We start from the raw sequence: 12,625 nt of genomic DNA on the forward strand, positions 1-12,625 counted from the left end.
CAGCACATGAAAAGAGGGGGAGCCATTCCCCCTCCAAACCCGCAACGTAAACTCAGTTATCATCCCTCGCAGATTATTCCTTCGTTTCAGTCCCTGTAATCAGCCAAGACCCATCAACATAAGTTACTGTCACACTTATCGTATAATTCGGCCCATACATGATTGAATCAATCTTTTGGACAAGCTGGTACTCCGTATCGCTTATTTTAGTTGTTTCATACGGTTCATCAGGCAGGAAAAACAATCCCCGGCCCTGCGGCAATAAATAAAGCCCATCGGAAGTTTCCTTAAAAAGCCGGTCAAACTGTTCATAGACACCCCGTGTAGCCAATCCGGCAAGCTCCCCATACAGCTCCTCTTTCGTTGAGAAGTCTCTGTATTTATAATCTGAATTCGGGATAAAGCGGTCTTGTTCAAAAAGCGAATTGAGCTTATCGCTAAAAGTTACGAGAATAGCCATCACATCAGGCTGTGCGGGTGCCTCCGGTGGAAGGTGATCAGACGGGTTCGAATTGTCGCCTTTAGAGTCATCCACTCCAGGTTCAACGTCAGGCACGGGTTGTTCAGTATCCACATTTTCACTGTCCTCAGGTAATTTTTCGTTATCGTTAGCCTCTTTGTCATCAGGAATAACGCCTTTATTGCCTGGATTGGCAGCCGGCCCGTGATTGTTACCGCCGAAATGTGGAACGAGTACGAATTCATACATACCTCCAAAAAACAAAAGAATGAGCGCCGCACTAATAAGCGATGGGATAATTTTTTTACTTAAAACAGGTCCTTTCCTTCCCGGGCGGACTTTACGCAGTACATTCTGTTTCATCTCCCCGGTAAACTCTAATTCAGCCAATTCGCCCTTGAGCATCGCTGCCTTTGCTTCCGTTAACCGATTTTCCATGGCCGCCACTTCCTTCCAAAAGAATTTGTTTTAAAAGAACCTTTGCCTTGGCCGTGCGTGATTTCACTGTATTTACGTTGATTTCGGTAACGCTCCCAATTTCGTTCATCGTCAAATCGTGGAAATAGGCCAACACGATCACTTCCCTGTATTTAACTGGCAGCCGGAAAACCGCATTGACCAAACCTGTTCAGCCTTCGCGAAGTATTGCGTTTCCGCCCCGTGCTGCTGGCCTTTTAACAGACTCGAGAAATATTCGCTTACATGGACTTTTCGGTAATGCCAGCTTTTTATGTGATCCTTGCAATGGTTCACCGCAATCCGGTACAGCCATGTATGGATTTTAGATTCGCCGCGGAAGCTGTCAGCTTTTTCATAGCATTTGATAAAAATCTCCTGTGCCAAATCCTCGGCGGTTTGCCGATTCCTGACAAACGAATAAGCGAGATGAAGAATAGATGTCCCATACTGGTCCATAAACCCGCCCAACCAATCATTATCTTTCACATTCCACACCTCCCAGCCATTCCCTATATACATTTAGACGAACTAAAACCTGGAATGGTTGAAATTAAATGGAAAAAAGAAGGGTTTTTGCGAAAATTGGAGAATAAGAGAAATATATATGAGGAAAGGACGAAAAAGAAATGGAGAAGAAACTTTTAAGGGTTGGAACAATGTATTTGCCTGTTTCAGATGTAGAGGCTGCCACAAAATGGTATACAAGCAAACTCGGGGCGCAGATTAGCTATAAGGACGGGGACAAGGCAATCGCCAATTTCGCCAACCAAAGCTTTTTCCTTGTAAAAGCGGAAGAGGGGCAGAGCGCGAATTTCCGTGATTCCTACGGCAACGAACGTTTCTCCGTCACATTTGAGGTCGATGGGCTTGAGGCGCTTGAAGCCATACAAAGCGATTTCCTTGAAAATGGAGTTACGGTAGGCGAAATCGAGAACCGGGGCCACACAGGCAGAAATTTTGTTTTCCGTGATCCTGACGGCAACGCATTCGACGTCTGGAGTGAACTCAGCCCAACCTTCAAGGAATACCTCGCGCATGTGAAATAATGCTGTTGTCCCAGGGATCACCACCGCGAATGAAAATATCCAACTGAGTGCCGAACATGAATAGAAAGCGGTCTTTTTTGTGATGAAAAAGGCCTCTTTTTCAATTTAATGGGCAGATTTTTTAAGAAGGATTGGGTTATAGTGTTGATTTTGGAACTAGTTGGGAATTTATCTGTGTACCAAATAGTTGTTCTATAGTGGTTTTTAAAGATATCCGGAGAGCGTATCTGGGATTTTTAAAAATATCCGGGAATTTCGATAGATATCCGGGTTTTTAGAGCAAATATCCGGGTTTATAAAGCAAATATCCGGGTTTGTCACATTTTCGACTAATTTAACCTTCGAAAAAACTCTAAATGTTGCCCGCACTTAGAGCTTCCAACCGATTCTATTATGAGCCTGTTTTGAAAATGGCTGCATCCCAAACAAAAAAAGGTCCGGCACAAGGCCGGACAAAAAAGAGAATTTTAAAGGGGGTATGAAAAAGTTGGTTCCTTTCCACACACCTATCATACTGCCCAATTATGATAATTCTATTACCGTCAGATTAAAAATTCGGTTAAAATTGATTACAGCGAAGTAATATTCCCTCTATTTGGGATATCGACTAAAAAACTGGGGGAGAAATGATGGCGAAACCACTTTTAAAAGGAATGGAAGGGGTATTTATCCCTGTTAAGGATCCGGCTGATTCAGCGAAATGGTACGAGGAGATACTAGGATTTTCACTTCTTTACATGGAGGCGGAGGCTGCGGTGATGAAAATTTCCGAACAAGCGCAAACCGTCGTTTGCCTGGTAAAAACGGACAACCACCATCCGATGAAATTTCCGGAGAACAATTTCGGAGTCGGGAAGTATTATAATTTCATCCCAGAGGACATCGAGGAGACCTACAACCTTTTAATCGAGAAAAAGGTAAAAGTCAATCCGATTGGAGGGGAAGGCTCAACAAGATTTTTCACGTTTTATGACCCGGACGGAAATCCACTTGGCGTATGCCAATAACACGAAAGGCTGCCGAGGCAGCCGTTTTTTTATTTATATAAAATAGGCATTTGGAAGGAATTGGTGGGTTGGTTGCCGAATAGTAAAATAAGGAAAGCAACTTTCAGTACCTAAAATATTTTGAGGGAGGTCTACAATGCCGCGAATTGAAATGTTCATGAAAGTTCTTCAATACCTTACTATTCCCTTTGTTATTGCCGTACTCATTTTTATTTTCTTAATTTTAAGAGCTATTTTTGCCATCCTTATCCCCCGCAAAACACGCCTCGTCCAGTGCACGAATTGCATTGAACTGATTGACGAGACCGCACTTACATGCAAGTATTGCAAAACGGTTATTAATAGGCCAGAGAAAAAGCCGAACATATTCATAAGAATGGTAAATTATAAAACCTTTGACAACCGGCATGACAGGTTTCAGGCTATGATCAAGGATTTCCACCGAAAAAACAATGATCCAAGGGTTTAGGAGGCACTCGAACCTGCTGGCCTATTTTTCAAAAAGGCTATTGCCATCGATGCATAAATAATGTAATATGTGGAAACAACAATATGAACTCTGATTTCAAAAGCGATGATGAGGGCATGGGGTACTTTTTCGGTTTCCAGAGAGGGAAGGAAAGCTGGGACTTCCTAACGCAGGAAAGTATCTTACCACCTACTGAGCTGCATTGGGGAATTGAAGTATCCAATGCCGTTTTTGCTACGTTACAGCGCCAAAGCCGTAAGCAGCCGTCCCTTTACACGGGAATGTTCCGCATTTAAAAGCGGAACACATGGTCAGGTTTGCGTATGGGAAATTGGGTGGAACCACGGGTAACACACTCGTCCCTTGCCAAGGGATGGGTGTGTTTTTTATTTTTCAAAAAATACAAGTACCGCGATGAAAAGGACATGAATTGTTTTTCCGGTTTCCAGAGAGGGAAGGGTGCTGCGAACTTCCTAACGCAGGAGAACAATTTACCGCCTTTGAGCCGCATCGGGGAACCATAGTATCCGATGCCGTATATGCTGCGTTAAAGCACCAAAGCCGTAAGCTACCGCCATTGTACATGGAAATGTTCCGAACAGGTGAGGTTGACTTACGGGAAATTGGGTGGAACCACGGGTTATTCGCACTCGTCCCTTGTTTAGGGACGGGTGTTTTTTTATTTTAAAAAAGGAGAGGAAGACCATGATTAACGTAAAATTGGCTGATGGAAGCGTTAGGGAATTTCCAAAAGGAGTATCAGTCGGGGAGGCGGCGATGGCAATCAGCGCAAGCCTTGGGAAACAAGCGATTGCCGGGAAGGTGGACGGCGAGCTCGTCGACCTGAGCTTCATACTTGAAAACGGCGTGGAGCTTCAGATCATTACGCTCGATTCCGAAGATGGGCTGCACATTTTGCGGCATTCTTCGGCGCACATTTTGGCGCAGGCAGTGAAGCGGCTTTTTAGCGAAGTGAAGCTTGGCATCGGGCCTGTCATTGAAGACGGATTTTACTACGACATGAAGCTTGAACGGAGCCTGTCCCCCGAAGATTTACTCGCGATTGAAAAAGAAATGGAATGTATTGTCGCAGAGAACCTGGAAATCAAGCGCCATGAGGTTTCCTATCAGGAAGCGGAAAGAATTTTTTCGGAAAAAGGCGAGCCGTTCAAGCTGGAAATTCTGAAGGACCTGCCTCCCGGCGGAAAAATAACTCTCTATGAGCAGGGAGAATTCGTTGATCTTTGCCGCGGCCCGCACCTTCCGTCTACTGGCTTCGTAAAAGCGTTCAAATTGACACGCGTTTCCGGCGCTTACTGGCGCGGCGACAGCGAAAAGGAAGTGCTTCAACGAGTCTACGGCGTTGCTTTTAAAAAGAAAAAGGAACTGGATGAGTACTTGAATTTCCTTGAGGAAGCGGCCAAGCGCGACCACCGGAAGCTTGGGAAGCAGCTGGAACTGTTCATGTTTTCCGAGGAAGCGCCGGGAATGCCGTTCTATCTGCCGAATGGGCAAATTATTCGCAATGAACTGGAGAATTTCTCGCGCGAGCTCCAATACGGCGCCGATTACAGTGAGGTCCGGACTCCGTTCATGATGAACCAGCGGCTCTGGGAGCAATCGGGCCACTGGGACCACTACCATGAAAACATGTACTTTTCAGAGGTCGACGGGACAAAATTCGCGATGAAGCCGATGAACTGCCCCGGCCATATGCTGATTTTTAAAAACAATCTATACTCCTATCGCGATTTGCCTGTGCGTTTATCCGAGTTTGGCCAGGTCCACCGCCACGAATACAGCGGCGCGCTGAATGGCATGCTGCGCGTCCGGACTTTTTGCCAGGACGACGCCCACATTTTCGTGCGCGAGGACCAAATCGAGGATGAAATCAAGAAAGTGTTCAAGCTTGTTGACCGGGTGTACAGGACTTTCGGATTCGATTATTCGGTGGAACTGTCGACTCGCCCGGACGACTCACTCGGCGAAGATGCGCTCTGGGAAGTTTCCGAGGCCGCTTTGAAGCGGGTGCTTGAAAACTTGCAAATCCCGTATCATTTGAACGAAGGCGATGGGGCGTTTTACGGACCGAAAATCGATTTTCATATAAAGGACGCCTTGAAGCGGAGCCATCAATGCGCGACAATCCAGCTTGATTTTCAGATGCCAGAGAAATTTGATTTGGCGTACATCAACGAAAAGAACGAAAAGGTGCGGCCCGTCGTCATCCACCGCGCAATTTTCGGCTCCATCGACCGCTTCTTCGGAATCCTCGTCGAACATTTCGCCGGCGCCTTCCCGGTTTGGCTCGCTCCGGTCCAGGCGCAAATCATCCCTGTTTCAGGAGTCCACCTGGATGCCTGCTTGCAGATCCAGTCAGAATTGAAGCAGCTAGGGGTTAGGGTAAAAGTGGACGGAAGCGGGGAGAAGCTTGGCTACAAAATCCGCCAGGCACAAATGCAGAAACTCCCGTATGTGCTCGTGATTGGCGACAAGGAAGTGAACGATAACGCCGTGAATGTGCGGAAATACGGTGAGCAAAGCTCCGAAAGCCTTCCGTTCGAAGTGTTTAAAGAAAACATTGTCCGGCAAATCAAGGAACGCTCCCTCAGAAATGAAGAGCCAGCGGGTGAACTTGTATAATTGGTTGTGTGCGCCGATCCTTTGGGATTGGCGCATTTTCTTCAAGATCGTTAGGGCATATTTCAAAACTTGGCAAACCATTAGGCGAAATGTGATAATTTGAGTATCCAATAATATGGAAACGAAGAACGCGAATATGAGAAACAATGAAAGGCGGCGGTCTCTTTGAAAAAATGGCTCCTGTCCAGTATAGGGATTGCGGCCATAATCGCGGTTCTTTTTACTTTTTTGAAAAATGGGCCCACAAACCCTGTGAGTCTAGGGGAACACATCAACCTGCTTGCATCCGGTAATAGTCTCCCCGCCAATTTCGAAGAGATCTCCTTTCAGAACGAAAATCATCCAGGTAATAAATATTTGGTGAAAAAAGTAGGCAATCAAATTGGCTACCAAAAGATGTGGAGCTATTTCGGGCTAGATTCAGCTAGAATTCCGGCTATCGATTTTTCAAAGAAAGCTGTCATTTTCATTGGCACCTATGAATCAGGCAGCTGCCCTTATAAGTTTGAAGAAGCCGCTATCCGGGCTGCGGGAGAAGAGTTAGCGATCAGGCTTGCGGCCGCAAGTGGAGTCTGTACAACTGATGCCTCACCAAGAACTTTTGTGATTGGAATTGAAAAAGATGCTTCGGAGAACATGAGAAATTTCGTTGTCTTGCAAGGCAGAAAAGAAATCTCGGTGCCAGTGTTGGAGGAGTAAGTTGTTTAGGAAGAATAGGGGATGGATAGTAAGTGAAAAAGTGGAAAACCATAGCGTCTGAGTATTTTTACAAAACGCCATTCGGCAATTTGCGGAAGGACACATGTCAGCTTTCAAACGGAATTGTTATCAAAGATTATTATGTAAATGAATACGCCGACTGGGTGAATGCCGTAGTTATAACCGAGGACAACAAAATCGTCCTTGTTAAACAATACCGCCACGCGGGGAATGACTTCTTCCTGGAGATACCCGCCGGCAAAGTTGAAGAAAACGAAACGCATGAAGAAGGAATCCTTCGGGAAATTAGGGAGGAAACCGGTTTTGCATCAAAATCCGCGCCTGTTAAGTTAGGGGAATACATGGTCAATCCCGCAACCCAAACAAATAAAATAATAACCTACCTGATCCAGGGCGCCTATCAAGCATCCGTACAAACCTTGGATAGCACAGAAGAGATCCAGGTTATGCTCGTTGATTTAAACGATTTCGGCAGGCTGATCCGAGCGGGGGAAATCAAAACCCAGCTATTTACCGCGAGTGCCTATTATATGGCGATGGATTATATTGCAAGTCCGAGGTTAGTGTCTTCATAGATTAAAATACATAGAGGTGGCAAAGGATATGTTTCTCTCAAAATTAGATGCGGGAACGCTGACGGATAGTCAGTTGACGAACGTGCTATTCGGGGGCATTGAGGATGATGGCGAACGAGGAGACTGCATTTTTGTGGCTGGGAGCAATAAGGCTGTCCAGTACAGGCTGCCAAAAGCGGTGCAGCTTTATAATGAAGGCAGGGCCGGCAAAATTCTTTTTTCGGGAGGGGTAACGTGGCCGGGCACCGACTTTCCGGAAGCCATTATGCTGAAAAATGAAGCACTCGCGCTCGGGGTTCCGGAAGAGGATATATTGGTTGAGGACCAGTCGCTCCACACAAAGGAAAACGTGCTCGCCTCATTGGTAACATTGGATCGTACGTTTTACCTGCACAAAATAAACCGGCTCCTGGTTGTCACGACCGCCTACCACATGCGGCGGATGCACCTGACGTTGAAAACATACATGCCGCCGTGGATCGGTTATACGTTGTGCCCCGTTAAGGATAACAATACAAATGACGATAACTGGTTCCTCAGTGACATCGGGAGAAACCGGGTCGAGACCGAAGCCCAAAAACTAATACACTATGTAAAACTCGGGGTTCTGAACGATGAAAACGTGGATTTATAAAATTCGTTTAAAAAATATCCTACATTAATAGAGTGGAGTGGACAAAAATTAAAAGGTACATTGCATTTCTTATTAGCTTTATTCTCTTGTATATGTTTTTCGAGGTGATCTCAGGTTCTGTCCTAACAGCGCTTTACACGCCTGATTTATATTTAGTAAGCAACAGCCTAAACGGGGAAGTGCTGTTTGCGAGACCGTCCAGTTTCTTTTTTCTAGGCATCCTGTTTATTGCCACATTAGCTTATTTCTTTTCGCAAAAGTTGTTTAGGGAGCCATCAAAATGACTGTTCTTGAAAATTAACCAGCCAAAAAGAAGGCCGGTTCTGTATGGCCAATCTTTTTTAAAAAAATGTTGGAATTTGCGGGAAAAATCGGTTTAGCATCTTGGTATGTCGGGTAAATAGGACTGAATGTGAGAAACTTCAGTGAGGCGAGCGACATGCACGAACATGAACAACAATTGCTAAGAAGAGAAATCAGCAGGCTGTCACAAGACCTTGAAAGGTGCTCCGACCCTCAGTACAAAGAGCTGATACAAGAATATATTATGTTTTTAGGTACTGTCATAGACGATAATAATTAATCCCCGTTTAGGGGGTTTTTTTGTGAGCAAAAGTTTTGCGGAGAGAATTTTTCAGGCTGGCTAAAATGCATAAACTTTAAATTAGCCGTTTCTATCTTTGAAACGGTTTTGTGTGAAGGTAACTACATATTATGGTAAAATTAGGATAAATGAGTAACCTCGGTTAAGGAGGTTTTAAAAATGGACTCCATTCAAAGAAGGTTCGTGATTTCAAACAAAATTAGGAATGTCCTCACAGTTCTTCTTGTAGGCTATTTCACTCTGGGGGTAGTTTTTTATGTTGTGAAGATTCCTATATCAGCTGCGGGTTTACTCTTCAAGGTGGAACCGCCCGCCTATCTCCCAATTGAGGCGGAACAATCGTATGCCAAGGTCATCGGCTTCAACAGGGTGCAGCTGATCTACGAAAATCAAAATGAGTCCATTATTGTTTGGGCGACAAGCAAACTAGGGTGGAACAATGTAGCGGGCTGGGATGAAACCCTTTCATTACCGGATGGCACTCCCGCCTATTTCACCGTCGGCGCAGATGACATCCAAATGTTCAGCTGGACAAAAGGCAAAGTGGAATACTCAATTGACTATAGAGGAACAAGGGACCTGGGGAAAGAAGAGTTCATTAAGACTGCTTTAAGTATGAAGTGAAATTTAAGACTGCCGGCAACCCTCCAACAAGGTTGCCGGCAGTTTTTTATTGTGGGGAGTCTCTCAGAAAGCTTGTTGGAAACATCCATTATCCTTCCCCCGCCAAAACGGGAATCATATACCGAAATGTAGGTGCATAGGGAGATTCGAATTTCTCCAATTTGGCCCCTTGGGTCTTGAACCCGAACCGGTAAACCTGCCTCATGAACTGGAAACAGATGAACGGATCATTGACACTGCAATCCAATGTGGCAAAGACCGTTGGCTTCAGTTTTTCAACATATATGTCTCCGCCGTAGGGCGCGAGGGAAGGCACTTTTGTTAAAATAAACCCTACTTCTCCCGTCATGGAATCGCCAATGGAATCGAGTGTCCGAAGGTAGATTCCAGGCCGAACGTTAAGTCCAAGTTGCTTTATTTTATCCATATCGGAAAGCATGGCAGACTGGAAAGGGTTCGTTTGCCTTTTGACAGTATGCCGGAACCAAATGAACGTCGGCTGCTCGTCCCACTTCACCAACTGCATATGCTGCTCCTTGGCATTCATTCCATGCAAATATTGTTTTGCAACCTGCAGGGAAGCAAGCTTCTCATCGACTTCCAACCTCCATCCGGAGAGCAAATGCTGTCTTTTTTCCTCATCCGCGTCCATGTACGTATGAATGTCCTCAATGCTGATATCAGCAAGGCGGAGGGAATGGATAATGTGGGCTTGATGCACCTGTTCCTCGGAGTAAACCCGATAGCCATTCTCGAGCCGCCCGGCAGGCACGAGCAACCCTTTCTGGTCATAGAACCGGAGTGTGCTCGGTGAAAGCCCGGTCCGCTCGGAAAATTTCCGTATGGTTATCGCCAAACCCGTTCACCTCCATCAAGGTATGCATCCAAGTTATCTCTCGCAAAATGGCCGCAACATTCACTTGTCGGGCTATACATTGAGAACAGCAGATGGACTTAGGCAGGATACGACCAAATATTGATCCGGTTTCCGTCCGGATCAAAAAAGTGGAAGCCAGCCCAGCCTGAATTCGGATTACCGGCGATTTCCGAGGGTTCCAGCCCTTTTTCCTTCAGCTGATTATACGTTTCGAAGAACAATTCAGGACGGACATCAAAATAATTCCGTACGGAAGGGTTTGCTTTTTCAAAAGAAGCGTCCTCAATGCGCTCAAGCCAAATATTATCGTAAAACACTTCAGAAAGCTGAATCCAATCATAGGCATCCTCTACTTGTAGGTGCGCATAATCACAGCCATATTGTTTTACAAATTTCAACCCCAGGTTCTCTTCATACCAGGCCACCGCTTTCTTTATATCCCTGACTCCAATCCTCAGGTTCACATCGCTGAAACCTGTAATCCGCGCTTCTAGGAATTGACCTTCAAGGGAAGGGTTATGTACAGCGGTTATCCTTGAGTTCTCAAAGCCGAAAATATCAAAACTTATCTGCCCCGTCGGCAATTCTGTCATTGATGAGACCTTAATTCCTTCCCTTTCGAAATATGCCAAGGTTTCCTTCAGATTCACAACTTCAAACCCAATCCTTGTATGCCCTTCAAAGGAACTGTCTGATTTAAAATGCTCGAAATCAGCCTCAAACGATTTAAGCGTTACAACCCCAAGCCGCGGCATTTTAAGAAAGGCTTTTTTCCCGACTGGGCTCACAACCTGGTCCAGGCACGTCCACCCCATATGTTTGGTATACCAGGTAACACCGTCCTCAAAACTATCCCACGAAACCATAATAAACCCGCCATCCCATCTAAAAACCATCACTTCAACCCCTTATAAGTGTATCGGTAACATCTTCCAACTCCTATTCTAAAGGTTAAAGTTACTTTAAGGTCAAGAAGTTTTAAGAAATTTCAAGCCAATCTACCAGGAATTTCATCTTGTGTAAAATTGATAGGTATGTATAATGAAAACTAATTGTATAAAAAATGTTTTCTAGGGTTCCGTAACATCATGTTAGCCTGGTCCGAGAGAAAACTCACAGCCAATGCTGTGCCACGGAGGGACAAAAGCCTGGGAGATAACTGTTTACAGTAAATCTCTCGGGTTTTTTGTGTTTCTGAACTAAATGCTACAAGGAAGGTGAGAAAGATGAATTCAAACTGGACGAAAGTTATTATTGCCGCCATATTCGAGGTAGCATGGGTGATTGGATTGAAACATGCGGATGGATTCCTGGAATGGACAGGAACCGTTGTGGCGATAGCGATAAGTTTTTACCTCATGATCGAGGCGAGCCGGAATCTGCCCGTGGGAACGGTTTATGCTGTGTTCGTCGGCCTTGGGACCGCGGGAACGGTTATATCCGATATCGTAATCTTTGGAGAGCCATTTAAGGTGGCTAAAATCCTATTGATTGTCATTTTGCTTGCCGGAGTCGTTGGCTTAAAGTTGGTCACAGGCGGCAGCGGGAAAGAGGAGGCGGAATCATAATGGCATGGATTTCATTGATTTTTGCGGGGCTTTTTGAAATGTTTGGCGTTGCCATGATGAATAGGCTTAACCAAAAACGGAACTGGCAATCGGTGGTCTTGTTGGTTCTAGGGTTCGGTGCCAGCTTCCTGTTTTTATCGTATGCGATGAAAACCTTGCCGATGGGGACGGCTTATGCGATTTGGACTGGAATCGGCGCGTCAGGCGGGGCGCTCTTAGGGATGTTCTTTTACGGGGAATCAAAAGACTGGAAGCGGGTTGTCTGCATTTCAATGGTACTAGGATCCGCAATAGGGCTGAAACTCATTTCATAATCGTGGAAAATAATTCCTCCATATGGTTAGATAGGATTATCTGAAAATTCCTTAATAGATAGCTAATGGAGGGATGATTTCAATGGGCCACGAACAGGCTTTGGAAAATTATATCCGGGCAACAAACACGCATGACTTTAGCCAGGTTGAGAAACTTCTGCATCCAGGAGCGGTTTATTGGTTCTCGGATAAAACCTGCACATCGATAAGCGATATACAGGCATATTTTGAAAATTCATGGAATCTAATCAAGGATGAGGTATACTCCGCGTCCGATATCAATTGGCTCGCCGTTGACGCCAACTCAGCCACCTGCATTTACCGGTATCACTACGAGGGATATTACAACGGAACCTTTGCTTCCGGCAGCGGCCGGGTAACCAATGTTTTCGTAAAAGATGCCAACCAGGAATGGAAACTAATCCACGAGCATCTTAGCCCGAACTAAAGCTTTTTTAAAAAGCGGTTTTCGTTTACACCTGGTTTAAGTAGTTATAGAGTGCCAACCTGATTTCAAGACCGTTTTGAAAGATTTTAAGAGGTGAAACGGTTTTTATCCAGGTTCTAAAGACCGTTTCTATAGATTTTAAGAGGTAGAACGGTCTTGCTCTGGGTCCTTTTGTAG

General features: G+C 45.2%; 17 protein-coding genes, 1 riboswitch and 1 other annotated feature. Of the genes, 12 read left to right on the plus strand and 5 right to left on the minus strand.

Annotation, left to right across the window (positions count from 1 at the left end):
* Positions 1-73: 73 nt before the first annotated feature.
* The 3 genes from DRW41_RS08200 to DRW41_RS08210 are packed head-to-tail and all read right to left on the minus strand — an operon-like array spanning position 74 to position 1,405.
* Entirely contained in the window at positions 74-898 is an 825-nt protein-coding gene (locus tag DRW41_RS08200; protein ID WP_142752196.1) for a hypothetical protein, read from the minus strand.
* Positions 843-1,031 carry a hypothetical protein gene (locus DRW41_RS08205; RefSeq protein WP_181884467.1) on the minus strand — a complete coding sequence of 63 codons (189 nt, stop codon included), beginning with the start codon at positions 1,029-1,031 and terminating at the stop codon, positions 843-845. The genes DRW41_RS08200 and DRW41_RS08205 overlap by 56 nt, the downstream gene beginning before the upstream one ends.
* Before the next feature lie 5 nt (positions 1,032-1,036).
* Positions 1,037-1,405, minus strand: a complete 369-nt coding sequence (locus tag DRW41_RS08210; protein WP_181884468.1) for a sigma-70 family RNA polymerase sigma factor — start codon at positions 1,403-1,405, stop codon at positions 1,037-1,039.
* A 140-nt stretch (positions 1,406-1,545) separates the two neighbouring features.
* Between DRW41_RS08210 and DRW41_RS08215 the strand changes: the two genes are divergently transcribed.
* The 9 genes from DRW41_RS08215 (at position 1,546) to DRW41_RS08260 (ending at position 9,241) form a co-directional block, all read left to right on the plus strand.
* Positions 1,546-1,965 (plus strand): VOC family protein, encoded by a 420-nt coding sequence (locus tag DRW41_RS08215; RefSeq protein ID WP_115451467.1) that lies wholly within the window; start codon positions 1,546-1,548, stop codon positions 1,963-1,965.
* Positions 1,966-2,594: 629 nt separating this feature from the next.
* Entirely contained in the window at positions 2,595-2,972 is a 378-nt protein-coding gene (locus DRW41_RS08220; RefSeq protein ID WP_115451468.1) for a VOC family protein, read from the plus strand.
* A 136-nt stretch (positions 2,973-3,108) separates the two neighbouring features.
* Positions 3,109-3,441, plus strand: a complete 333-nt coding sequence (locus DRW41_RS08225) for a hypothetical protein (RefSeq protein ID WP_115451469.1) — start codon at positions 3,109-3,111, stop codon at positions 3,439-3,441.
* A gap of 83 nt (positions 3,442-3,524) precedes the next feature.
* Positions 3,525-3,737, plus strand: coding sequence for a hypothetical protein (locus tag DRW41_RS08230; protein WP_115451470.1), 213 nt, complete (start codon positions 3,525-3,527; stop codon positions 3,735-3,737).
* A gap of 109 nt (positions 3,738-3,846) precedes the next feature.
* Positions 3,847-4,102: a binding site (T-box leader), on the plus strand.
* Between the two features lie 44 nt (positions 4,103-4,146).
* Complete coding sequence (gene thrS, locus DRW41_RS08235; RefSeq protein ID WP_115451471.1) at positions 4,147-6,084, plus strand: threonine--tRNA ligase; 1,938 nt, start codon at positions 4,147-4,149, stop codon at positions 6,082-6,084.
* A gap of 165 nt (positions 6,085-6,249) precedes the next feature.
* On the plus strand, positions 6,250-6,783 hold the full coding sequence (locus tag DRW41_RS08240; protein WP_115451472.1) for a hypothetical protein: 534 nt from the start codon (positions 6,250-6,252) through the stop codon (positions 6,781-6,783).
* 32 nt (positions 6,784-6,815) lie between these two features.
* On the plus strand, positions 6,816-7,379 hold the full coding sequence (locus DRW41_RS08245; protein WP_115451473.1) for an NUDIX hydrolase: 564 nt from the start codon (positions 6,816-6,818) through the stop codon (positions 7,377-7,379).
* A gap of 28 nt (positions 7,380-7,407) precedes the next feature.
* Positions 7,408-8,013 carry a YdcF family protein gene (locus DRW41_RS08250; protein WP_115451474.1) on the plus strand — a complete coding sequence of 202 codons (606 nt, stop codon included), beginning with the start codon at positions 7,408-7,410 and terminating at the stop codon, positions 8,011-8,013.
* A 763-nt stretch (positions 8,014-8,776) separates the two neighbouring features.
* On the plus strand, positions 8,777-9,241 hold the full coding sequence (locus DRW41_RS08260; RefSeq protein WP_115451475.1) for a hypothetical protein: 465 nt from the start codon (positions 8,777-8,779) through the stop codon (positions 9,239-9,241).
* Positions 9,242-9,329: 88 nt separating this feature from the next.
* On the opposite strand, the gene DRW41_RS08265 is transcribed toward DRW41_RS08260, so the two are convergent.
* Positions 9,330-10,097, minus strand: coding sequence for a helix-turn-helix domain-containing protein (locus DRW41_RS08265; RefSeq protein ID WP_245959378.1), 768 nt, complete (start codon positions 10,095-10,097; stop codon positions 9,330-9,332).
* Positions 10,098-10,195: 98 nt separating this feature from the next.
* On the minus strand, positions 10,196-11,014 hold the full coding sequence (locus DRW41_RS08270) for a VOC family protein (RefSeq protein WP_115451476.1): 819 nt from the start codon (positions 11,012-11,014) through the stop codon (positions 10,196-10,198).
* A 163-nt stretch (positions 11,015-11,177) separates the two neighbouring features.
* Positions 11,178-11,275, plus strand: a riboswitch (guanidine-I (ykkC/yxkD leader).
* Positions 11,276-11,344: 69 nt separating this feature from the next.
* Here DRW41_RS08270 and DRW41_RS08275 point away from each other — a divergent pair.
* The 3 genes from DRW41_RS08275 to DRW41_RS08285 all read left to right on the plus strand — a co-directional run bounded on the left by DRW41_RS08275 (position 11,345) and on the right by DRW41_RS08285 (position 12,448).
* The gene (locus DRW41_RS08275) at positions 11,345-11,686 is read left to right on the plus strand and encodes a DMT family transporter (protein ID WP_115451477.1); all 342 of its coding nucleotides are present in this window, start codon (positions 11,345-11,347) and stop codon (positions 11,684-11,686) included.
* Complete coding sequence (locus tag DRW41_RS08280) at positions 11,686-12,000, plus strand: DMT family transporter (protein WP_115451478.1); 315 nt, start codon at positions 11,686-11,688, stop codon at positions 11,998-12,000. Before DRW41_RS08275 ends, DRW41_RS08280 begins: the two co-directional genes overlap by 1 nt.
* An 82-nt stretch (positions 12,001-12,082) precedes the next feature.
* Positions 12,083-12,448 (plus strand): YybH family protein, encoded by a 366-nt coding sequence (locus DRW41_RS08285; protein ID WP_115451479.1) that lies wholly within the window; start codon positions 12,083-12,085, stop codon positions 12,446-12,448.
* The last annotated feature ends 177 nt before the right edge of the window (positions 12,449-12,625 follow it).

It is taken from the genome of Neobacillus piezotolerans, from assembly GCF_003362805.1.
Lineage (GTDB): Bacteria > Bacillota > Bacilli > Bacillales > Cytobacillaceae > Bacillus_D > Bacillus_D piezotolerans.

Bases quoted from the DNA above. Each gene is read 5' to 3' on its own strand.
- DRW41_RS08200 (WP_142752196.1), bottom strand. From the start codon at position 898: ATGGAAAATCGGTTAACGGAAGCAAAGGCAGCGATGCTCAAGGGCGAA.
- DRW41_RS08215 (WP_115451467.1), top strand. From the start codon at position 1,546: ATGGAGAAGAAACTTTTAAGGGTTGGAACAATGTATTTGCCTGTTTCA.
- DRW41_RS08220 (WP_115451468.1), top strand. From the start codon at position 2,595: ATGGCGAAACCACTTTTAAAAGGAATGGAAGGGGTATTTATCCCTGTT.
- DRW41_RS08225 (WP_115451469.1), top strand. From the start codon at position 3,109: ATGCCGCGAATTGAAATGTTCATGAAAGTTCTTCAATACCTTACTATT.
- DRW41_RS08230 (WP_115451470.1), top strand. From the start codon at position 3,525: ATGAACTCTGATTTCAAAAGCGATGATGAGGGCATGGGGTACTTTTTC.
- thrS (WP_115451471.1), top strand. From the start codon at position 4,147: ATGATTAACGTAAAATTGGCTGATGGAAGCGTTAGGGAATTTCCAAAA.
- DRW41_RS08250 (WP_115451474.1), top strand. From the start codon at position 7,408: ATGTTTCTCTCAAAATTAGATGCGGGAACGCTGACGGATAGTCAGTTG.
- DRW41_RS08260 (WP_115451475.1), top strand. From the start codon at position 8,777: ATGGACTCCATTCAAAGAAGGTTCGTGATTTCAAACAAAATTAGGAAT.
- DRW41_RS08270 (WP_115451476.1), bottom strand. From the start codon at position 11,014: ATGGTTTTTAGATGGGATGGCGGGTTTATTATGGTTTCGTGGGATAGT.
- DRW41_RS08275 (WP_115451477.1), top strand. From the start codon at position 11,345: ATGAATTCAAACTGGACGAAAGTTATTATTGCCGCCATATTCGAGGTA.
- DRW41_RS08280 (WP_115451478.1), top strand. From the start codon at position 11,686: ATGGCATGGATTTCATTGATTTTTGCGGGGCTTTTTGAAATGTTTGGC.
- DRW41_RS08285 (WP_115451479.1), top strand. From the start codon at position 12,083: ATGGGCCACGAACAGGCTTTGGAAAATTATATCCGGGCAACAAACACG.